This window comes from Phenylobacterium sp. (assembly GCF_041916435.1).
Classification (GTDB): Bacteria; Pseudomonadota; Alphaproteobacteria; order Caulobacterales; family Caulobacteraceae; genus Phenylobacterium.
In genome coordinates, this window is record NZ_JAYRZM010000002.1 from 645,103 (window position 1) to 666,856 (window position 21,754).

General features: G+C 64.7%; 17 protein-coding genes. 6 read left to right on the forward strand and 11 right to left on the reverse strand.

The window, feature by feature from the left end; translation table 11 throughout:
* Positions 1–28: 28 nt before the first annotated feature.
* Positions 29–1,159: a CaiB/BaiF CoA transferase family protein gene (locus ACE3TA_RS07860; protein ID WP_374572263.1), complete on the reverse strand. Its 1,131-nt coding sequence runs from the start codon at positions 1,157–1,159 to the stop codon at positions 29–31.
* Between the two features lie 185 nt (positions 1,160–1,344).
* Here ACE3TA_RS07860 and ACE3TA_RS07865 point away from each other — a divergent pair, with 185 nt between their 5' ends.
* The 3 genes from ACE3TA_RS07865 (at position 1,345) to ACE3TA_RS07875 (ending at position 5,953) form a co-directional block, all read left to right on the forward strand.
* Positions 1,345–1,698 (forward strand): putative quinol monooxygenase, encoded by a 354-nt coding sequence (locus tag ACE3TA_RS07865; protein WP_374572264.1) that lies wholly within the window; start codon positions 1,345–1,347, stop codon positions 1,696–1,698.
* On the forward strand, positions 1,698–2,957 hold the full coding sequence (locus ACE3TA_RS07870; protein WP_374572266.1) for an MFS transporter: 1,260 nt from the start codon (positions 1,698–1,700) through the stop codon (positions 2,955–2,957). The genes ACE3TA_RS07865 and ACE3TA_RS07870 overlap by 1 nt, the downstream gene beginning before the upstream one ends.
* A gap of 716 nt (positions 2,958–3,673) precedes the next feature.
* Complete coding sequence (locus ACE3TA_RS07875; RefSeq protein ID WP_374572268.1) at positions 3,674–5,953, forward strand: TonB-dependent receptor; 2,280 nt, start codon at positions 3,674–3,676, stop codon at positions 5,951–5,953.
* Positions 5,954–5,971: 18 nt separating this feature from the next.
* Here ACE3TA_RS07875 and ACE3TA_RS07880 read toward each other — a convergent pair whose 3' ends face one another.
* From ACE3TA_RS07880 to ACE3TA_RS07890, 3 genes are all read right to left on the reverse strand, one after another.
* Positions 5,972–7,108 (reverse strand): DUF3089 domain-containing protein, encoded by a 1,137-nt coding sequence (locus ACE3TA_RS07880; protein WP_374572270.1) that lies wholly within the window; start codon positions 7,106–7,108, stop codon positions 5,972–5,974.
* A gap of 74 nt (positions 7,109–7,182) precedes the next feature.
* Entirely contained in the window at positions 7,183–7,689 is a 507-nt protein-coding gene (locus tag ACE3TA_RS07885) for a winged helix-turn-helix transcriptional regulator (protein ID WP_374572271.1), read from the reverse strand.
* 6 nt (positions 7,690–7,695) lie between these two features.
* Complete coding sequence (locus ACE3TA_RS07890) at positions 7,696–9,021, reverse strand: SCP2 sterol-binding domain-containing protein (protein WP_374572273.1); 1,326 nt, start codon at positions 9,019–9,021, stop codon at positions 7,696–7,698.
* A 139-nt stretch (positions 9,022–9,160) separates the two neighbouring features.
* On the opposite strand from ACE3TA_RS07890, the gene ACE3TA_RS07895 reads away from it, so the two are divergent.
* Positions 9,161–9,916 (forward strand): GntR family transcriptional regulator, encoded by a 756-nt coding sequence (locus tag ACE3TA_RS07895; protein WP_374572275.1) that lies wholly within the window; start codon positions 9,161–9,163, stop codon positions 9,914–9,916.
* On the opposite strand, the gene ACE3TA_RS07900 is transcribed toward ACE3TA_RS07895, so the two are convergent.
* The 5 genes from ACE3TA_RS07900 to ACE3TA_RS07920 all read right to left on the reverse strand — a co-directional run bounded on the left by ACE3TA_RS07900 (position 9,913) and on the right by ACE3TA_RS07920 (position 17,003).
* On the reverse strand, positions 9,913–11,196 hold the full coding sequence (locus ACE3TA_RS07900) for a hypothetical protein (RefSeq protein ID WP_374572277.1): 1,284 nt from the start codon (positions 11,194–11,196) through the stop codon (positions 9,913–9,915). The two genes, ACE3TA_RS07895 and ACE3TA_RS07900, sit on opposite strands and share 4 nt — an antisense overlap.
* Positions 11,197–11,221: 25 nt before the next feature.
* A complete protein-coding gene (locus ACE3TA_RS07905; protein WP_374572279.1) occupies positions 11,222–12,388 on the reverse strand; it encodes a serine hydrolase domain-containing protein in 1,167 nt (388 codons plus the stop codon).
* A gap of 161 nt (positions 12,389–12,549) precedes the next feature.
* Complete coding sequence (locus ACE3TA_RS07910; protein WP_374572281.1) at positions 12,550–14,811, reverse strand: TonB-dependent receptor; 2,262 nt, start codon at positions 14,809–14,811, stop codon at positions 12,550–12,552.
* A 197-nt stretch (positions 14,812–15,008) separates the two neighbouring features.
* Positions 15,009–16,322 carry a DUF1254 domain-containing protein gene (locus ACE3TA_RS07915; protein WP_374572283.1) on the reverse strand — a complete coding sequence of 438 codons (1,314 nt, stop codon included), beginning with the start codon at positions 16,320–16,322 and terminating at the stop codon, positions 15,009–15,011.
* A gap of 81 nt (positions 16,323–16,403) precedes the next feature.
* Complete coding sequence (locus tag ACE3TA_RS07920; RefSeq protein ID WP_374572285.1) at positions 16,404–17,003, reverse strand: TetR/AcrR family transcriptional regulator; 600 nt, start codon at positions 17,001–17,003, stop codon at positions 16,404–16,406.
* Positions 17,004–17,022: 19 nt separating this feature from the next.
* On the opposite strand from ACE3TA_RS07920, the gene ACE3TA_RS07925 reads away from it, so the two are divergent.
* Entirely contained in the window at positions 17,023–17,793 is a 771-nt protein-coding gene (locus tag ACE3TA_RS07925) for a glutathione S-transferase family protein (RefSeq protein WP_374572287.1), read from the forward strand.
* Positions 17,794–17,800: 7 nt separating this feature from the next.
* Entirely contained in the window at positions 17,801–18,499 is a 699-nt protein-coding gene (locus ACE3TA_RS07930) for an NAD(P)H-dependent oxidoreductase (protein WP_374572289.1), read from the forward strand.
* Positions 18,500–18,515: 16 nt separating this feature from the next.
* Here the strand turns inward: ACE3TA_RS07930 and ACE3TA_RS07935 are convergent, their stop codons facing one another.
* Both ACE3TA_RS07935 and ACE3TA_RS07940 read right to left on the reverse strand, forming a co-directional pair.
* On the reverse strand, positions 18,516–20,264 hold the full coding sequence (locus ACE3TA_RS07935) for a secretin N-terminal domain-containing protein (protein WP_374572291.1): 1,749 nt from the start codon (positions 20,262–20,264) through the stop codon (positions 18,516–18,518).
* A gap of 281 nt (positions 20,265–20,545) precedes the next feature.
* Positions 20,546–21,550 carry a hypothetical protein gene (locus ACE3TA_RS07940; protein ID WP_374572293.1) on the reverse strand — a complete coding sequence of 335 codons (1,005 nt, stop codon included), beginning with the start codon at positions 21,548–21,550 and terminating at the stop codon, positions 20,546–20,548.
* Between the last annotated feature and the right edge of the window lie 204 nt (positions 21,551–21,754).

Sequence of the window (21,754 nt, forward strand, 5' to 3'; positions counted from 1 at the left end):
TATAAAGAAATGACTTTGAAGTCAATTCCTAGTACGGGCCGTCGCCAGGCTTTTTGCGCCATTCCGCTATCACTTCGTCGGTATGTTCGCCGATACGAGGGGCGGGACGATTGACGACGCTCCTATAGTGGCTGAAGGCGAGGGGTTGGCGCACATGACGCGCGGCGCGAGTTTCCGACCCGGGCGAGGTCACGAACAGTCCCCGTTCCGTAAAATGCGGGTCGCGGATCACGTCCTCAATGCGATGCAACGGTGACCACGGAATCCCATATTTGTCGAAGAGTTCGGCCCATTTGGCGAGGGGGCGCTTAGCGATCCACGCTCCGATGACGCCGCGAAGCTCGATCCCGCGAGCAATCCGCTCGGTTCCCTGTAGGTCCGCCAAATGGTCAAGACCCAAGAGTTCGCAGAGCTGGCGCCAGAAATGGTCCTCGTGCGCGATGCTAAGGGTCAGGACCTTGCCGTCGGCGCACACGAACGCGCCGTACGCCGGCTCCGACAAGATCTCAAATGGGCGTTCTCCATTGAGCGCCGGCCCTAGGTAGGCCGTCATCCAGGACACCAGTCCGTCAGTCATCGAGACGTCGATGAAAGTACCTGACCCGGTCCGTTCTCGTGCGAAGAGAGCCGATGCAATCCCGAAAGCGGCGAACATCGCGCCTGCCAGATCGCCGAGAGATGTTGCGGGCGGCGACGGCGTACGGTCGACCTTGTCGAACAGAAGCCCCGCGATGGCTTGATAGGACAGGTCATGCGCTACTCTGTCTCTATAGGGGCCGGTCTGCCCGAAGCCTGAGATCGAAGCGTAGACGAGGCGCGGGTTCACTTTCGCCAGCGCCGGGTAGCCGAGCCCAAGGCGTTCCATCACTCCCGGACGATAGCCTTCGAGAAGGACATCGGCGCGGCGTGCGAGCTGCAGAAACTGGGCCTGGCCGCTCTCAGATTTCAAGTTCAAGCAAATGCTGCGCTTGTTGCGGCCCATGGCTGCGAAGAACGCCGGGAAGGCGCGCGCCGGATCGCCGCTCCGCGGCCGTTCCACGAGGACTACGTCAGCGCCGAGGTCGGCGAGAAGCATGGTGGCGAACGGGCCGGGGTACTGCTCGGCCAGACAGAGAACTGAAACGCCTTCGAAGACGCCATTGAAATTCTGGGCCGGCATGCGGCGAGACTCCTGTGTTGGTGAGACGGCTCGACGCCGGATGCCCGAGGTCGACGCGCCCGCGGCCGTATGGCGCGCGAGGATGACGTGAGATGTAAATTAAATGACTTCAAAGTCAATTTTGGATTGACAGAGTGGGGAGGCCGCTGCTCCATCAAGCCTCCAGAAAAGCGGAGGGGCGTGCGGTGATCTTTGTCGTGGCGACCATCACAGCGGTCAGCGGCCGAAGGAATGAGCTCCTGGAGGTCTTCGGCCGCTATGTGCAGGCGTTCCTGAGCGAGCCAGGTTGCTTGGACATCGTACTGACCACCGACGCGTCTGAGGCTGGGCCAATCCAGACGCCGCTCGGCGCGGACAGCTTCCTCGCCGTCGAGCGGTGGGCGTCTGTCGGCACGATGCGCGCCCACCTGCGGTCGGCGTACTCGGCCGCGTTGATGCGTGAGGCGGGCGGCATGCTTGCGGCGAGCGAGGTCCGGGTGCTCCAGCCTCATGCGAACGGAGCGAAATTGGGCCTCGTGCGCGGGGGCGAGACCGCGTGATGGCTGCGCTTGGCGAGCGCGACGGGCAGGGCGTGAAGCGCGCCAGGGTTTGGCCGCAACGCTTCACGGTTGTCGGCTTCTGCTTCTTGGCCGCGGTGATTGGATATCTGGACCGTGTAAACATCTCCGTGGCCGCCATCTCCATGCAAGACCGCCTGGGCTGGTCCGCTGCGACGAAGGGGCTCGTCTTGGCGGCCTTCGGAATTGGCTACACGTTGGCTCAAATTCCGGGGGGGTGGCTTGCAAGTCGCTACGGCGGCCGCGCCGTGCTGGGGATGGCGGTGCTCCTCTGGTCGAGCGTCACCCTTCTCACGCCTGCGGCGGCCGCGATCTCTGTGCCGGTGCTGTTGATAGCGCGGGTCGCCCTTGGCCTTGGAGAGGGGGCCATGTTTCCGAGCGCCTACCGGCTCTTCGGCCAATGGATACCCGCTTCGGAAAGATCGCGCGCCGTCGCCGTCCTCTTGAGCGGCGTGCCGATAGGCACCTTGATCGGACTGGCGACAACGGGCGCGCTTGTTGGGCTCGCCGGTTGGCAAAGCGTCTTCTTCCTGTTCGGCGCCCTTGGCCTTGGCTGGGTGCTGGCCTGGTGGCGGTTTGCTCCGGCCTCGCCTCCAGAGCCGGTCGCAGGCGCCGCAACAGCTGTAGGCAAACCGCCGTGGGGACTGTTTCTGGCCTCGCCCGCCGTGTGGGCGCTTGTACTCAACCACTTCTGTAGCAACTGGGGGCTCTATCTCGTGCTGGCTTGGTTGCCGAGCTATCTGCGCGACACGCGCCACCTGGGCCTTGAGGCGGCCGGCGCACTGTCGGCGTTGCCTTGGATAGCCATGGTTCTGGCTGTCCACGCAGGCGCTTGGCTGTCCGACCTGCTCGTAGGGCGCAACGTCAATCTCACCTTCGTGCGCAAACTTATGCAGGTCTCGGGCCTTGTGAGCGGCGCGATCGTCTTGCTGGCGCTTCCGCACGCTGACTCGACGGTGGCCGTTGTCAGCCTCTTCTGCGCCTTCATGGCGACCGTGGGGCTCACCACTGCGGGGTATTCCAGCAACCACCTCGACTTGGCGCCGCGGCATGCTGGCGTTCTGATGGGGCTGACCAACACCGCCGGTCAGCTGCCAGGGTTTGTCTGCGTTGCAGTGACGGGCTGGCTGATCGATGTGTCGGGCAGCTACAATTCCGCCTTCCTGCTGGCGGCAGGCGTCAACGTCGTCGGCGCCGTGGTCTGGGTCGTGCTTGCAAGCGCCCGGCAGATCGCCGACTGACGTCTGTGATCCCTCACGTCCATTGGGGCGGGCTGTCGCGGGGGCGCGCGGTCGGGGATCTGATGGCGGCGGCCCGACGTGCTGGGGAGACCCGTCGCAGATGGCGTGCAACAACGCCTTTGAAGGCACGCGCATTTGCATCTGCAGGCGCTCACCCGGTCCCTCATCGGAGAGGGCGAGCGGAAATCCGGAGGCGCCTAGATCGGACGCGAACCCCCATATCAGGCGTGCGCCACAGATAGCGCCGAACGTTTGGGCCGCCCCAGCGGAGCTTTCGTAGCGGCGAGCATCGTCCTTGACGGATCGCCGGCGGAAGTCGCCGCAGCTGGGGTGGGCGCCTGTTGGCAATGCGGCGGCTTTGGCCTTGTGGCAGGTTCGACAATGGCAGTTGAGCGCCATCGTCAGCGGCCCATTGAGGGCGAAGCGGTTCCGGCCGCAGAAGCCGCCGCCCTGATGCTCCGGGTGGCCTGTCGACACGAAGTGGGGCTCCTCTGAGGGGCGCGCGCGAGCTGGCGAATCCAAAGTCACTGACGATAAGATGATAATTATCAGCCTATTGGTCGATCCTGAGGTGCGCGAGGGGCTGTGGTTGAGGATGATTGATAATTTGTGACGCGGCTTGCGCCGCCGGCGCCTGCCCTTCCACCCACCCGAGAGCGAATCTATCCCCAATTAAAGTCTGAAAAATTTGCGACCGCTAGACGTAAGCTTCGAGCTTGACCGCGTCGTCGGTTCATACGATGAAGCCAAAATTATTGATAAAAAAGACAGGAGGGGACATCGTGTCACACTCACGCATACTGCTCGCCTCGGCGAGCGCGGTTGGGATCCTGGCCGGATCCGACGTAGCCTGGGCCGCCACCGCGACGCCGTCGACCGACCAGGGCGCCGGCGTGGCTGTGGCCGAGGTGGTGGTTACGGCGCGCCGGCGTGACGAGCGCCTGGTCGATGTGCCGGCGGCCGCTTCGGTCATCGACGCGCAGCTGCTTTCTGACAGAGGCGGTGCGACTTCGACGGCCGAACTGCTCGCCGGGCAGCCTAGCGTGCGGTTCTTCAATACCACGTCTCCGGTCAACTCGGAGGTCTCCATTCGCGGCTCCGCCACCGCGCGCGCGACCAACGCCGACCCGAGCGTGGGTCTTTATCGGGACGGGGTTTATGTCGGCGGTGGCCTGCTCGGCGGGCGCAGCTTCACACGGCTCGACTTGTTCGACGTCGGGCGGGTGGAAGTGCTGCGCGGCACCCAAGGCGCCCTTTACGGTCGCAACGCCGTGGGTGGGGCGGTTAACATCGTTTCCGCGCAACCGGTGTTTGCAGACACCGGGTATGTCGACGTGAAATATGGCGTCGAGAATCGCAACGCCCAGGTGCAAGCCGTTGCGAATGTGGCGTTGAGCGACAAGGTCGCCGCGCGCTTTGGCGTCGACTACACGGATCAGGACAAGGGGTTCTTTTACAATCCCTACAACCACGTCTACTTCGATGATCAGCAAGGCTATGGCGCGCGCGCGCAGCTGCGTTTGCACGATGGCCCCGTCGACGCCACGGTGCTCTACGAACACCAGCAGATGCGACTGCCGGCCATCGCCTATGAAGTCTACATCCTGCCGAGCGCCCGATTTCCGAAGGGCTACATCCAACCCGAACGCGAGTATCCGTGGAACGCGGGACCCTTTTCAAAGCAACAGTTGAACAATCTGACTGCGACCCTGGCCTATGACATGGGCTGGGCTCGACTGGTCTCGACCAGCGCGGTGCGCGAACGCAAGACCAGCTATCTCGTCGATCTGGACGGCGTGAACCCGGACCTTGCCCTGACCTTGATCAGGAGTGGAACCGTGGTGGGAGCCTTGGACCCGAACGCCAGCTCCAACGTCAACGACAGGACTCGCAGCATCAGCCAGGATGTCCATCTCGCAGGCGCGGCCTTGGATTCGCGGTTGGATTGGCTTGCGGGCGCAGAGCTGCTCTGGCAGCGCAGCAACGGCTACTCCGTCACCCGCACCAGCCTGACGGCGGCCGGATCGCCTCTAGTGGTCGACTACCGGTCCTACGCCGCATACGGCTCGCTCGGCTTCCAATTGACACCGCATCTCACGGTGACTGGCGAAGGCCGATACACCAGCGATCACAAGACTGCGGATGCGTCCCGCTACAACCTCCTGACCGGCGCGTTGGCCGGTGGCCCCGCCTTCAACTTCAACGCTTCTCAGTCGCCCGACAACTTCTCCTACAATCTCACCGCGGCCTGGCGTTTTCAGCCGCAACTACAGCTCTACGCGAAGGCCGGGAGCAGCTATCGGGCCGGCGGCTTCAACAGCAATCTGGGCGACCCGCGCCAGCCCGTCACGGTCCCTGCGTCGTACGATCAGGAGGACACCACCTCCTACGAGGTCGGTCTGAAGGGCGTTGTCTTAAGGTCGGTCTATGTGGCGCTCGCTGGCTACCGCAACGAGTCCTCGAACCTCATTGTGCAGACCGACAACGGCTGCCGGGCGACCAATCCAGTCTGTCCGGTGGTGCCGACGACCTTCCTCACCAACGCGGGCGATGGCGTGACCTGGGGCGTCGAGCTTGAGGCGTCGGGGCGCTTCGCGCTTGGCCCCGGGGTCCTCCGCTCTCAAATTGGCGGCTCACGGCAAGGGGGCGAGGTCAAGAGTGGCGCGCTCAAGGGATATTCGCTGCCTCAGATTCCGGCCTGGATCGCGTCGGCGAGCCTGGACTATCGCTTTCCCGTACAACAGGCGCAGCTCTTTGCGCACGCTGACTATTCTGCCCAGTGGGGTGGCGTGCAGGAGCTTGCGCGTCCAAGCCCTGCGGTCGACGATTTCCAGCTGGTCAACCTGCGAGTGGGGGCCGAATTCAAGAACGTCGAGCTGTCATTCTATGTCAACAATGCGACGGATGTGACCTACTTCACCTACCAGGATCTCACCACGACGCGGCGTCTTAACCAGCCGCGCCTGTGGGGCGCGCAAGCGCGTTATCGCTGGTGAAGGCCCTCCCGGCGGACCCTAGGGTCCGCCGGAACCAGCCGCCTGTCGGCGCAGATACGCAGCGGTCCTGAGTTCGGCGTTCTGCCGGACGTTCATGTAGAAGAGATTATAGTCGAAGACGTGGTAGCTGCCGATGCGGGTCAGGGCGTCGGAGAAGCCAGCGCGTTCGCGCAAGGGTATTGTCACCTCAGTAAGGCCGTCGCGGCAGCGGGCGCCGGTCAGCCCAGGCTTCGGGTGCTCTAGGGGCTGGCCCGGCCCGTGGACAGGAAGGGCCCCCAAGTTGAGCGCGGCCGGCGCCTCGCCGTCCTTTCGCCACGAAAGCGGATTGACGCAGACGAGCGGTCGCCCCCCGATCGGCTGGTAGCGACCTTCCAGCCAAATCAGAGCTTGGCCACGACGGCGCGCATCGCCCGCGCCGGCCCGAACGCTATTCCAGTTGATGACGCAGCCCGTCTGAGCGGGTTGGCGGCAGATAGGTATCCCGGCCTGTTCGATCGCTTCCGGCAACGACGAGCCAACGAGATAGGCCGCCACCAACTGGCGTTGCAGCGCGGTGCCGGCGATGCGTTCCTGCAGCAGGCGCATAGCGTGAAGCGAACCCTGGCTGTGACCGGCAAGGATGAACGGCCGACCGTGGTTGTCGTGGGCGATGTAGGCGTCGAAGGCGCGTCGCACGTCCTGGTAGGCGAGGTCGATTGCAGCTTCGCTGTCGGCGCCGGGGTGGGTGAAGGCGGTGATCGAGGCCTGTCGGTAGCGCGGCGCAAACACCCTTCCGGCTCCGTTAAAGGCCGAGGCCTGAAATCGCAGGACCCCTTCATCAACCTGGCGGCCGGTGCGGCCGGAAGCGTCGAAGGGCGCATTCCAGCTATCTGAGGATAGATACGTGGTGGGATGTATGAAGAAGACATCGACCCGGGCCGTGGCCTGCCGATTGACCGCGCCCGCGTCCGGCGGTGTCACATCTGCGCCGTCCGCCGTCTCTGGTCGTGCGGCCCAGGCGGCTGGGTCCTTGTAGTCGGGCGACGGTGGCGGCGCGCCCCCGAATGACGGCGGTGTGCGCGCTATCATGCCAAGCCCCAGGGGTTCGGCCTGCAAAGGGCCGGCTAGGGGTGTGAGGGCGATGGCGAGGGCGACCCCAAGGCGGCGCGTGCGCATGCGGACTCCAGATTTGCACTATGAATTATTGATAATTTGGAGCGAGGAGACGTGCAAGATTGCTGTTGCCGCTCCTAACGCGCTTGGTGGGCCTGCAGTCCTCTTTCAATGCGCCAACGCACGCGCTCGTCTGCGCCTGGGCCAGGCCGCGCCGCCACCCGATGGGTGGGCACCGGCTCGCCGCTTGCCGCTTCGACCACCTTGATCTGCACCGCGCCGCCCGTTTCGACGTCGAAGAACTCGACAGGCGCTGCGCCCTTGCCGGCTGCGTCCCAACGGTCTCCCCAGGCCGCCAGCGCCAGCATCACCACCGAAAGGTCGCGCCCCTTTGGCGTGAGGTGATACTCGAACCGGCGAGGCCGCTCCTGGTAGAGCCGCCGTTCTACGAGACCCTGCGTCTCAAGGTGAGTCAGTCGGTCCGTCAGACTGCTGTTGGAGATGCCGGTGGAGGCCTGCAGGTCGTCGTAGCGCCTCAACCCAAGACACAGATCCCGAATGATCAGGAAGGCCCAACGCTCGCCGATCGCTTCGAGCGCGCCGGCGATGGAGCAGGACATACCGCTGAAGCTCTTCGTACGCATGGCCTGTCACCCGGGGAAGCAGCGTCCAAAGGCGCGAAAGAGCGCCATGTCGCCCTTAACGCGCACTTTTCGGAGAATGATCGCGGTGATGATTTTGTATTCGCGGTTCATGATCCGCAGCCAAGTCTCGGAATCGGCGGTGACGCGAACATCGGCCTCTCCATGATGACCCGGCTGGACGGTGATGCGCTGCTTGTCGATTTGAACCGTGGCCAAAGCCGTCTCCTTGCCGGAAAAGGTCCAGTGGTAGGTCGCGCTGAGACCTTTCGCACGGCCGCGCTGGAACGCCAGCGGCAACTGAGCGACGAATGAAGCGACCGAAGTCGTTCGCAGCGTGCGCCCCACGCGCTTGACCGTCTTGTGTGGGAAACGGTCGGCGGCATGGCTCTCTGCGTCCGAGCCCGGGAGGACGTAGAGGGTCTCCACCTTGTCGGTCAACGGCTTCACGACCTTTTCGACATACCCAGGCCGATCTTCGAGGAAGGGGTTGATGACCTCTTCGCCCGCCGGGCAGACGGCTATGCAATAGGCGGCTTTGTATCCGGGTTTGAAGGACAGGGATTGCCACATCGAGGAGGTTTCTCCGTCGGAGAAACGTTCGCGATAGGCCTTCATATCCTTCGACTCCACCATCGCGCCCACCCAGTCGGAGAAGTTGCCGAGGAACTCCCGATAGTTGTGGGTGTAGCAGGTGACGAAATCAAAACCGCCATCGGGCTTGAGGGCCCCCACGGGGCAGGCGGCGACACATAGCTTACAGCCCAGGCAGGGATTGTAGTCGATGGGCTGATCGTAGGTGTCCACCGGAACGCCCAGCAACACGGTCCCGAGGAGGACGAAGCTTCCAAACTTGGGGTGGATCACGCTTCGGTGGACGCCAATGCGTCCTAGGCCGGCGGCCACGGCCACCGGCTTGTGCGCGACCATCCACCCCCGACCGGGCAACTGGACTTCCATTGGGAAGGCCGCGACGGCGTTACAGGCGGCGACACCAGCGGCATCCAGCTCACGCACCAGTTCTCGTGCGACCTCGTTCACTTCGTCGTAGACGGCGTGGAATTCCTGATTGGCGACGGAACGGACCGGCGAGCGCACAGGCTGGCGGTTCATGCGCACGACAAACGACAGGAGCGCGCGCGTATCAGGATAGACTTGGCGAATGTAGCTCAACTGATCGGCGAGTTCAGGTCGTTCGACCTCCACGAGCCCGACATCGTCTGCGCCGACCGCCCGTGCGAGCGCCTTGAGCCATTCAGCAGACAATTGGCTCGGCCCGGCGGGGGAGGGTGCGGCGCGCATCCGTCGAACCGTCGGATGATCTTCGATGCTCATAGTCGCGGCTCCATGTGACTCTGATTATCAGAGTGACTCAGGCCCGATCTCCGCGCAAGGGCTTGCGGACGTTGTGTTATTGATAATTTGTGTGTTTGCTTGTTTCTGACACCGAATCCCAAAGGTTGGTTCCACACACGTGCAAGCGCAGAACGGGCCTGAAGGGCCGACCCTGGACCGCAAGATCGCCGATGCGCTCATCGAGGACATCATCGCTTGGCGGTTCGAGCCTGGCGCCTGGATTCGCGAGCGCAAGATCGCTGAACGCTTTGAGGTTTCACACGGTCCGGTTCGCGAGGCGTTTCGACATCTCAGTCGCGCGGGCTTCGTTGAAGTGGTGCCTTGGCGCGGCGCGCGCGTTATCGATGTCGAGCTCCATGCCGTCCACGACGTCTATGAACTTTGGAAGGCGCTATTTGGCGCAGTCTGCCGGCTGACGGCCGAGCGGATCGCGCCTGAGGCTCATGTCAGGCTCGAGGCCCTCGCCAGCCGCTATGAACGGGTCGTGCGGGAGACGAACGACACCGTCGAACACCTGCGCGTCTCGCTGGTCCTTGGCCAGTTCATCTCCGATCAATGCGGTAGCCCTTTGGCCCAGGAGATGTTGCTGAAGGTGGCGCGCCTTGCGCGTTGGCTCCACCATCTCGCCAGGCACGAGACCATGAGCCGGCTGCAGCCAGGGCTCGGCCTCAGCTCCGCCGCCCTCTACAGGGTCGCTGTGGAGGCTATCAAGGCCGGACGGCCCGACGATGCGGAGCGGGCGGCGCGTGAATTGATCGGATTCACCCAGACCCATGTGAGCGCCGCGATCGAGGCTCAGACGCCCTTGCCGCAGCCGAAGTCATCCCGCCGTCGACGAGCCGGACCGGACGGAACCCCTGAAGAGTCGACCTAACTCTGCGCGACCGCCGCACGGATCAGTCGCTTGAAACCCTCAACGGCCTGCGCCACCAGGCGCGCGTCGACGCATCTGAGGTCGTCCGACGCCACATGGTGGAACCGGTGGGCGCCGAAAACGCCAACGACGCGTGCGTAGCCGCTTGCCAGGATTTGTGTGAGTTCGCCGGCGGATCCGACGTTCGTCGCATAGGGGCGTTCGAGGCCGGCCTGCCCTAAGAAGGCGCGACGGCACGCCTCCAGAAGTTCGGGACTGCCGACGAGAAAGCGCTGGGGGTCGGGGCTGGGCAGCGGTGTTAGACCCGCGGCGGTCTCGTGCCAGTCCCGGGCGGCGAGGTTGGCCCCCAGGTGGGCCCATAGGGCGGTTTGCGAGGGCGCTGGCGCGCCCCCTTCCAGGAGCTTGGCGACGCCGAGGTTTTCGTATTCGTGACCACTCGTGCAAATAAAGGCGAGATTGACGCCTAGCCGGGCCCGGCTCGCCCATTCGGCCAAGGCGAGCCATGCGGCCACGCCGGGGCCCCGTTCGCCACCGCAGGTGAACCACCCCGACCGAGGCGTGGAGACGACCAGCCACGAGGACCGGCCGCGATCCAGACGGGCGATGAGATTGAACGCCGGGCGCCGAAACCTGCGGCCTGTGATCAGCAAACGCCCGGGCTCGGGCGAGGGGGCCAGGAAGGGCGCGGCGTCGCGCGGCGCAAGGCTGGCGACAGGCCTGTCGAATAACGGCTCGCGACCGTCCGTGTTCAGCGCGATCGCTTCTCCGGTGGGGCCGGTCGTGACGAGGGCGACGGCGACCGCGCCGGCGTCGATGGCGGACTTGATCGGTTGCCGAACGGCCCCGGCGGCGGCGCTTGACCACCGAGCGTGCGGGAGCACGACAAGGGCGATCCGCCCGGCCAAGCTTTCACCATTCGCCCAGGGCGGCGCTACGACGATCGGTGCGATCACGCCTTCCGGTCCTGTAGGCTGGACGATCGCCAAGGGGATGATCGGCGCTTGCCAAGAGCCGCGCGAGAGGCTCGCCATCTCCGGCTCGAAAGCAGGCGCTTCGATCAGCCGACGCTCGGTAGAAAAGCCAAGGCGGTCCAGCCGCGTCTGCAGCCAGGCGCCGGCCGCCTCGTCTCCCGGGCCGCCTGAGGCCTTCGATCCAAGTGAGACATAGTGTTCAAGGCCGGCCCGCAGAGATGATGAGTCCGCCTTGGCCGCCCCGGGTCTGCTGGCGGCGCTCGCGCCAAGTCCCGCCGCCATGAGCTGGCGTCTATTGGCGTGGACCATTCCTCCTCCTCTTTGCGCGACAGGTTCAGTTGGCTGGGAGCGCCCCGTACACCATGGCCTTCAGGAGGTCGCGAACGGGGATCGCGCCGGACGGCAGAAGTTGGGTCATGAACACAACGACGATACGGTTGACCCGGTCCACCCAGAAGGTCGTGCTTGCGGCGCCGCCCCATCCATATTCCCCGACCACGCCTGGGCTATGGCTTTGCGCGACATCGGCGACGACCGCCCCGCCCAGGCCGAAGCCCAAGCCTGCCCCGGATCCGCCGTATCCGAACCGCGCCGCAGCTTCCAGGCCCGCCGTCTGGTCTGGGCGCAGGTGGTTTGCGGTCATTAGGTCGACGATCGGTCGACCGAGGAGACCCCCACCATCGTCGCACAACATCTGTGCGAAGCGCAGATAATCGTCGAGGCTTGAGATCAAGCCGCCGCCTCCGGAAGGCGCGAGCGGCGGGCGCTCTGGAACTGATGCGACAGCGCCTGGGAGCTTGCTAAGGCCGCTTGGGCCGGGCGTGTAGAGCGACGCGATACGGTCACGCTTTCCTTGGGGTATGGCGAAGGCGGTGTCGCTCATACCTAGCGGTGTGAACACCCGCTCGGCCAGAAAGCGATCAAAGGACATCCCAGCGACCCTTTCAATGATCAGTCCTAGGATGTCGGGGCCCATGCTGTACTGCCAGCGCGTGCCAGGCTGGAAGTCGAGTGGAATGGTTGCGAGGCGCTGGGCCAGCACGTCAAGGCCGGTCATGTCCGGGGCGGAAGACCAGGCTCCGCCCTCCAGCCCGGCCTTGCGGTAGAACGGCGCCGCGTGGGAGTCGGGATTGAAGCTATAGCTCAGGCCCGAAGTATGGGTGAGCAAGTGCTCCACGGTCATCGGCCGTGCTGGCTCCAGCGAACCATCTGGCCTTGCGACCTGTAGCCGTGCGAACTCCGGCACGTGCCGTTCAACGTGATCGTCGAGCAACAGCCGTCCGTCCTGCACCAGGAGCATCGCGGCGACCGCCGTCACGGGCTTGGTCATCGAGAAGATTCTGTAGAGCGTTTGCGGTCCGATAGCGCGCCTGTCCCCTAGGTCTGCAAAACCGTGCTCGATCCGCAGCGCCGGCTGGCCATCCTGGACCACGACAAGCGCTGCGCACGGCAAGGCGCCGGCGTCGACGAGCCCCGTGATCCGCGATTCGAGGTGAGCCATCCGATTTCGGTCAAGTCGTGGGGCCCCAGGAGGGGTTGGCCGGCCGCGCGCTGGTGCGGCGGCCGCGGGCGCGGCCAGGAGAGCCGCGCCCGCGGTCAGATGAAAATCACGTCGAAGCATTAGATGGTCCCTCCTGCCAGAAGCGCCCCGCGGCCGGCGATCTAAAACCGCCGGGTGAGACTGACCCCCCAGGTGCGAGGCGCGCCATAGAGGCGGTAGCCGTAGCCAAGACCGGAGAGGTTCACCCCGCTGGTCACATAGAGCTCGTCGAAAATGTTCTGGCCCCAGACCGCCGCCGTCCAAGCGCCGCCTTGAACTGCAACCCGGGCGTTCCACACGCTGTAGCTGGGTGCGGCGATGAGCGGGTCGTTGAGCGCGTCCTTGTACGTGGCGTCCGAATATCGCCCGTCCACCTGGACGCTGCCAGTGAGCGCCTCTGTGAGCGGCCTTTCGTAGCGGACGGACCAATTGGCGGAGAACTCCGGCGCGTTCGGCAGCTCATTGCCTGCTGGAACAGGGGCTCCCGAACTGGCGAAGGCGCCCAGTCGCGAATGAAGGAGCCCGACGCCAAGGTCCAACGTCAGGCCGGAGACGGCGGGCGGACGCCATTCGGCGTCGAGGTCCAGGCCATAGACCTTTGCCGTGTCGACATTGCCCAGGCGCTGTGCGGCGATGGCGCTAGCCGTGTCGCGGACGAACGTCTGGATGTCGCTATAGTCGTAGTAGAAGGTGCTGGCGTTCACTTGCAGCTGGTGATCGTCCGTTCGGCGTTTGACCCCCAGCTCGTAGGCGATCAAGGTCTCAGGCCGGTAGGGCGCCAGCGACGAGTTCGCCGTCGTGAAACCGGAGAAGAAGCCGCCGGACTTCACACCTTGAGAAGCGCTGACGTAGACGAGGGTCAGCGGATCCGGCTTCCAGTCGAGTGCGACCTTCCAGGACCAGTTCGTGTCGCGGATCTTGGTGTCCTGGTTGGTCAGCGCCACCGGCGCGGTCGGCCCGGGTGTGCAGGTTCGGCTCAGAAGGCAGCTTGTGCCAAAGGGATTGAGGTCGGTCGTGCCGCCGCGATAGCTCTTTTCTTCCCAGGTGTACCGCAGGCCGGTGACGAGCTTGAGCTGATCGGAGAGCGCCCATTCTCCGTTGGCGAATGCGGCGGCCGAGTCGGTCTTCTGGTCAGCCAGGCCGTAACTACGGGTGCGGAAGAGCGCGTCGAGGTAGCCGTTTGAGTAGACGCGGATGTGGTCGTGCGAGACAAAGGCGCCGGCCACCCATTGCAGACGTCCGGCGTCGCCGGCGAGGCGGGCTTCCTGCGAGAATTGATCGACCTTGTTGTCGGACGCGAAGTCCGATTGGGCGCGTGGACCCGCATCGGTGTCGACGAAGGACTTACGGTCAGAATGCAGCAGGCCGGTCACCGATGTCAGCTTCACGGCGCCCAGGTCGAACTGACCATGCAGCGTGGAGGCGTACTGGGCGATGTCGCTGTAGGGGTTGACAGACCAGTCGCCGGTGAACGGGTCGCTATCGGTGTCGCGATAGCCGAAGTTGTCTGTGCAATTTGGATCGATACGCCCCTGCGCAAGCGCCGCGCACGCCCTGGGCGGCGGCTGGCTGAAGTCCTTGGCCCCGAAGAAGGCGCCCTGACCGGCTTCAGAATTGGAGGCCAGCCCATCGAGCTTGAAAGTCACGTCGGCCTGGGGGCCGGGATTCCAGCGCACCTGGAGCCGGCCCATTGCGATGTTGCGCTCACCGATGTCATGGCCGCTCACGCGATTGAACCAGTATCCGCGGTCTTGCTGGATGGTCTTGGCGCTGACGCGCACCGCAAGGTCCTGGCCGATCGGCAGGTTCGCCACCGCCTCGAGCTGGCCGGTCTGGTAATTTCCGAGATCGCCCGTGATCCAACCGCTCGCCTCGCCGAGCTTTGGCTTCGCCGAGATGAAGTTGATCGCGCCAGCTGTTGAGTTGCGGCCGTAGAGCGTGCCTTGCGGACCCTTCAGCACCTCGATGCGTTCAAGGTCGTAGAGATCGAAGGACATGACACTGAGCGACGATAGATAGACTTCGTCCACATAGATCCCGGCGCTCGGATTGTTCGTGGCGCTGAAGTCGTTCAGTCCCACCCCCCGTATGGTGACGACGGGCAGCGATCCTGGAGCGTTCTCCTTGATGTCGACGTTGGCGGTGAACCCAACCAGATCCTTGACCTGTTCGACGCGTCGGGCCCGCAGCTCCTCAGCGCCCGCCGCCTTCACCGTCAGATCGACGTCCAACAGGCTTTGCTCGCGCTTTTGAGCGGTGACGACCAGCTCTTCGATCTGGACGGGCGCCTCGGCCGCCGCCGCGGCGTCGGCGGCGCACAAGCCAGCGAGCGCGACGCCTGCGAGCAACAGGCCGCGCGAATAAGAATGGTGATTCAGCGGCATAGGTCTCTTCCCCCCTCTGACCTCTCGGGTCCGGTGCGATGGATCTCGAGGGCGCGCTTCCGGTCGACGTCGATGTGACGCATCCGGCGTGGTAGCGCTTCCCCAAGTCGGCGTCGGTTCGTGTCCGCGCCAGATTATCAATAATTTTTGTATGCCCCTGCTTGCTCGAAATTGTCAACGATTTGTCGAGCGATCGGCTAGGCCCGGCGCACCGGGGGCATGACGTAGGCGCGCGCCTGAAACTCCGCTGTAGGCAGATAGGCGCGCATGAGTAGACCGAAGCGCCCGGCCGATGGCGCCGGGAGCCAGTTCGATCGTCGCGCCGGGGGGGGCGCATCGCTCTGAATCCAAAGGTCCAGAGAGCCATCGCCGTTGAAGGTCAATCCGGGCGTGCTGCCGCCGATCGCGTATCGGCTGGCGGGATTGTCCACCAGGAACGCTTGGCCGTCCGCGGTCAGGCCGTAGAGGGTGAGCGACCAGAAGGCGTCGACGGGCGGGGTTGCGCCTGGCGCGAAACTTAGCCGCCATCGCGAAGCCGCATCGAATGAGCTTTGGCCGTCGGGCGCGACGGCGGCCATGTACATGGCCTCAGCCTGCGGCAGTGCTGCAAGGCCGGACAGGGCGATGCGCGCGCGATAGCGGTAGTCTTGGCCGAAGGCGCCAGTATTCGCGGCTTGATAGGACCATCCGGCGATCGGTGTGACGCCGAGGCTCGGATTCCGACAAAGGGCGCGAGCCTCCTCGACGCCCGCTTCAATCTCACGTGCTTCGGCCGGGGTGAACCTTGCTGCGTCGAAGCCGCCCTGTGGCGAGAGCCCCAGTGAGGCGGTCTGCTCGAAAAAGGCGGCGTCTGTGACCGGTGGCGGATTTTCGAGGATGAGCGCCTGGGCGGCTTGGAAATAGGCCGTCCAGGGGCCGGAGCGCAGGTTCGGCTCCACCGAAACGCAGTCCGGCGGGCCTGAGGCAGCCTCAAGGCCGAAGGCATCCTGAACCTGGTGCGCGGCCGCCAGGTCGTCGGGTCCGTCGACGAACACGCGGATTAACGCCCAAACCCAGGGGGTCGGCGAGCGCAGGGCGCCTGCCGGCGCTGGCTGTTCCGGACCGACGAGCAGGACGCGGGCGCCGTTGGGCCCGGTGGTCCGCGATCCCAGGACAGCGAAATTGTTGCTGTACATGTCAAGGAGCGCCAGGGAGACGTAGCGGGCCCCGGTTGCGGGCAAGGTGATCGCGATCGGCCCCTTTCGCAGGTCCAGGAGGGCGCCGCTGTAGAGCGTGTCGACGTTTGGCGTGGTCACGTCGCGGCTCGCGGGGGTGGAAAGGCGTCTTTGCGGCGCGAGCCGGTTCGGCGTGACGCCGCGCTCAAATTGCCGGGAACGGAACGCGCCGATCTCCACGAGGGGCAGGGCGTAGAGCCAGGCGTCACGCGCCGCAGCGCGTAGCCCTGCAGGGCTCAGTCGTCCTGAAGGCGCGGCGGCAGCCGCGCAAAGGGAAAGGAATCTGCGTCTGTCCATGGGCCGCCCCGAGACTGCGCCCTCCTGGCGCGACGCAAGAATTATCGATAATTGATCGGGATGGAAGCGACTCTTCTCGACTTATTGCGCAACCGAGCGAAGAAGGCTTAGGGCGCTCGACGCGACGTCACGGGGCCCAGCCGGATCTCCGGCGACCTTCGCCATGACCGCCATTCCCTGTGTGAGCCCAACAAAGAAGCGGGCGAGTGCGCGGGGGTCCTGTCCTGGCCTCAATCGCCCCTCAAGATCGCCCTGACGAAGGACGTCGTAAAGCGCGGCCTCCAGAGCCGAGAGGCTGCGCGCAACCCGTTGGGTGATCGCCGGTGAGCCCAGCGGACACTCCAGGGTCGTATTGACCAGCAGGCAACCTCGCGGCAGCGCAGGGTCGTCGAGCCGCGCCAGGATGCGGGCGAACATCGCTGTGATGGCGTCCACGGGGTCTTTGCCGGCGCGCAGGATCGCAACCAGCTGACCGCCCATATCGGCGTCGTACCGGTCCAACGCCTTCAGAAACAGGGCTTCCTTGTCGCCGAAGGCGTTGTAGAGGCTCTGCCGGCTCAGCCCGAGAGTGTCGACGACGTCTTGCATTGAGGTCGCCTCAAACCCCTTCTCCCAGAAGAGCCGCATAGCGGCGGCAAGCGCCTGGTCAGGATCGAATTCGCGCGGGCGGCCTCTCAACATATACGGCATCGTTCCATAAATGGTCGTCCTGCGCCAGCGTTTCCAAACGCAGTCGATTATTCGGGGTGAACGGTATGGCGCCAAAGCGATTGACCACTTGTGGACAGATCGTTCTATAAATATCTACCGCCTGCCTTTCATGGAGCTCAGCGTGATCACACTCTTTGCCGCAAACACGCCGAACGGCCACAAAATCTCTATCGCGCTCGAGGAGATGGCGTTGCCATATGAGGTGCGCCGCATGGCGCCGGGAGATCTCGCCTCGGCGGAGTTTCGAAGCCTCAATCCCAACGGCAAGATCCCTGTCATCGTCGATCGCGATGGTCAGCAAGTCGTCTATGAGTCCAACGCCATCCTTCTCTACCTCTCGGAGAAGGCGGACATGCTGATGCCGCGCACGCCAGATGCGCGAATCGAAGCGTTGCAGCTTCTCTTCTTCCAGGCCGCTTCGATCGGCCCAATGTTCGGCCAGCGCGCGCACTTCACGAAAGTCGCGCCGGAGCGACCGCCGACCGTCGTAGAGCGCTTCACCGCGGAAGGCGCGCGGCTGGAGGCGGTGATGGACGAGATGCTGACGGGGCGCGACTATTTCGCAGGCGAGTACTCGATCGTGGACATCTCCATCTTCGGCTGGCTGAACGCCTCGGTGGCGGCGGGGTTTGCGATCGATGAGCGTGCGCGCCTTAAAGCCTGGTTCGATCGCGTCGCGGCGCGTGCGGCGGTGCAGCGCGGGATACGAATCTTGGCGGCGCCAAGCGGTGTTGCAGCGCGCCCCGGCGCGGCAGCCTGAGGCGGCCATGCGAGTCTTGATCGTCCACGCTCATCACGAGCCGAAGAGCTTCAACGCCGCCATGACCGACACGGCCGTCCGCACATTGCGCGCCGCGGGCCATGAAGTGGTCGTCTCCGATCTCTACGCTCAGGGTTTCGATCCTGTGTCCGACCGGCGCAACTTCACTACTGTCGCCGACGCAGCCGTCCTCAAACAGCAGGCCGAGGAGGCGCTCGCCAGCGCTGAGGGTGGATTTGCGCCCGAGCTCGCGGCGGAGATCGAAAAGCTCGATTGGTGCGATGTTCTGATCCTGCAGTTTCCGATCTGGTGGCTGGGACCGCCGGCCATACTTAAGGGGTGGATCGATAGGGTTTTCGCCGTCGGCGTGGCCTACGGCGGAGGCCGATGGTTCGACCGGGGTCGGCTCAAAGGCAAGCGCGCCATGTGCGCGGTTACAGTTGGCGGGGGCGCTGACGTCTATTCGGATCGTGGCGTCTATGGCGCGATCAAGAACATCCTATACCCCTTGCATCGCGGCGTGTTCGCGTTCACCGGACTGGAGGTCGTCGAGCCGTTTGTCGTGTATGCGCCTAACCGGATCGACGCGGCTGAGCGCGCGGCTTGGCTCGCGCGATACGAGCATCGTCTACTGGACCTGGACGGGGCCCCCAAGATTCCGGGGCCAGACATGGCCGAGTTCGACGGCCTTGTTCGGCGAAGGTGATCTGCGGCCCAAGGCGTCACTTGCCGGGCGTCCGCGCCTGGATGAAGTCGGAGGCACGCAGGCTATCAAGTCGCCCCTTCAATTCTTCGCTGATCGCGACCGTGTCGCCTTCGCCGCGCAGGATCCGTGGCGTCAGGAACACGATGAGTTCAGTCCTGTGTACGCTGGTCGCGCGATGGCCGAAGAGCTCGCCTAGCACTGGGATGGCGGAAACGACGGGCACTCCTGCCTTGCTGCGTGTGCGGTCGGCGCTGATCAGGCCGCCCAGGGCGACAGTCTGACCGTTCACAATCGAAACGGTGCTGCGAAAGCTTCGTTGCTGGATCGTCGGCGAGTCGATCCCAGAGGTCGTGGTTGCGGCGACCTGACTGGCCTCCTGCGCGATTTCCAGAGTGACGGTCTCGCCGGCGCCGATTCGTGGGGTCACCTTGAGCGTAATGCCCGTGTCCCGGTACTGTACGCTGTTGACCACGCTGGCGTTCGGGGTGGTGACGTTGGCGGTCGATTGGGTGATGATCGGCACCTGATTACCAATCTGCAGGCTGGCTTCCTTGTTGTTGAGGGTCACGATGATCGGCGAGGAGATCACCTCGACGTTCGTTCGGGAGGCTAGGCTGTTCAGGGTCGAGAGCGCCGAGGGCCCGATATTCGCCCACGAGAAGCCGGGAAACAGCGCGCTGGGCTGGCCGCTCCCCGTTTCGGCGAGTGTAAAGCTGTTGCGCCCGGCGTCGAAGTTCCATTGCACGCCAAACCTGAAGTCGTTGTTTAGGGTGACCTCGGCGATCGTGGCTTCAATGGCGACCTGATCCACCGGCGCATCGAGCGCTTCGACCATGGCGCGGATGTCGGCGAAGGTGGCCGAGTCGGCGCGTACGATCAGTGCGTTGTGCGTCGCATCGGCGGTCACTTCCGCGGCCGTCGCCGCTTGCGCTTGATTGATTTGTACCTGTGCGACCGGCGCAGGCGGCGGATAGTACGGCGTGCCGTATGGCGGCGGGGTGGGCTGGATAGGCGTGATCTGGGCTTGTGAGCTCTGAGTGTAGACAGGGGTCGTGCGGATGAGCTTGCGAACCGTCTCGGCCAGGCCGACTGCGTCGGCGTTGAGCAGCGGGATCACTCGGATGCGCCCGAGGTCGGGCGGAGGCGGGGGGGGCTGCTGGGCGATCCAGAGCCGGACGCGATCGAGCATGAGGGGGTCTCGGCTGACCGCAAGAACAGCCTCGGCGCTCTTGAGTGACACCGCCTCCACCTCAAGGCCGATGGGTCCGGCTTGGGCGCCATGCGCCTGGCGCAGGCGCGCCACGACAGCGTCTGGATCCTGACCGTCGACGGGAATGATCGAGAGCGCCATGCCTTGCAGCCACTCGGCGTCGAGCGTCTTGACCGTCTCAGCGAGACGGGTCACGGCGTCGGGGTGGCCGGCCAATATCACAACTGATGCGCCCGCCGGTCGCCAGATTGCGGCGTGACCGCGCAGAAGGGGCGCGATAAGGGCGATCACCTGATCGGCGCCAGCGTGGCCGAGACCGACAATGGCGATGTCCTGCGCAGGCTGACCTACGGCCGCGCCGCTTTCGACGGGGGTCAGACGGAAGCCGTGGGTTGTACCTGCAAGGTCGAGATGAACCGCTCGGAGGGCGTCCCGGAGCAGTGCAGGAAGTTCACGAGGTGAGATCTGACCGCCGGGCAGGAAGGTGACAGCGCCGCCGACCCTTGGGTCGATCTCCACGGTCGCGCCGTTGTCTAGAGCCAGAAGAGAGGTCACGGCCGCCGCCGTCGGGGATCGCTGAAGGCGCAGCTCTACCGACGATGGGGAGAGGGCGGGCGCTGGGGCCGCCAGCGATGCGGCGTGGACGGGGGCGCTCATTAAGGTCGCCACACCGACCGCCGCCAAAAAGGGAGCTCGGACCCTATGGGTCCGAGCTCCAGGCGTTTGGGTAGGAACGAAGGCCGGCCGCCGATCGGGGGCCGCCCTATCCGGGCTGCCGGCCCGGATCTTGTTGGGGCGGTCTGAGCCGCCACTCCCTGCGCTATTGGCCATTCGACCTAGCTGAAGAACGCGGCGCGAATGGCCTGTCCGCAGGGAACGCTCTGCTGGTAACCCGTTGCTGCGCCCTTGCGCGAGACGATGCCGTAGTACCAGGCGCCGCCAGGGCCTTGTCGCAGCCAGGGATAGAATCCGTAGGCTCCAGGACTTGAGATCGCGCCGTCTCCAGGGCCGATCACAGTCCCGTCGGGCGTCATCCCCGCGACGCTATTGTCCTCGACCCAGTGATTGAGGGTGTAGTGCCAGGCGACCGTACCCATCGGGCTGCAGTTCTGTTCGTTGGCAGGGCAGGGTGTCGTGCTGACCGGCTGATAGGTCAGGTAGTCCTTCATGACGTAGCCGTTCGCAGCGCCGGGCATCAGGCGTTGCAGGAAGGCGGCGTAGTCCTGGGCGTTGGACTTCATTCCGCCCGCCAGGGCCGGCGCCCCGTAGGACATGCTTGGCCCGAGTTGCAGGTAGGCGCTGATGTCGGAGAGGAGGGGGCCGCTTGTGTCGCCCCCCAGATTCAGCAGGCCTGGGGTTGCGGCGAGGTACTGGCTGTTGCCGCCAGCGTAGTAGAAGACCCCGTCGGCGTTAGCGTCGTGAGCATCGTTGTTCAGGATGGTGAAGCACCGGTTCACCGTCTGGAAGCTCGTGCACAACACTTCTTTGAAATTGTTGTAGCCCGTCTGCATCGCCAACGCCTTGGCGTAGGTCGGATCGCTTGGGACGCCGCCAAAACGCTGCAGCACATACGCCCCGAAAACCCACTTCGACGCTGAGGCGATATCGACCACGGTGGTTCGTCCATAGGTGTTGCCGCCGACCTGGCCGGACGCGAGCGGGGCGCCGTTCGCCCCGCCGATTTCCCAATAGAATGGCTGCGCGCTGGTGCAGGCTGGCCCCGCGGCGGCGGCGGCGGCGGCGGTCGCGTCTGCGTTCGCCGTAGCGGCCGAGAGCAGGGCGCCCAACGCGGCTGATGCGCCGAGCAGATGGCGAAAGCGGCGCCGATCTTTGGACTTCATGGATGCCTCCCGTGTTGCGCGGGCTCGACATGGCGTCTTCCCGCATCGTGTTTACGTCGAAGAATTATCGACAATTTCATTCGTCAGGTTAATCGGCGAAATTGTCAATAATTCTGCCGGTCCGGCATTTTGAGCGGTCGCGCGCTTTCAAAGAAATGTCAAGCATCATTCTACGGCTGCACCTGGCGTCGGTGGTGCATCAAA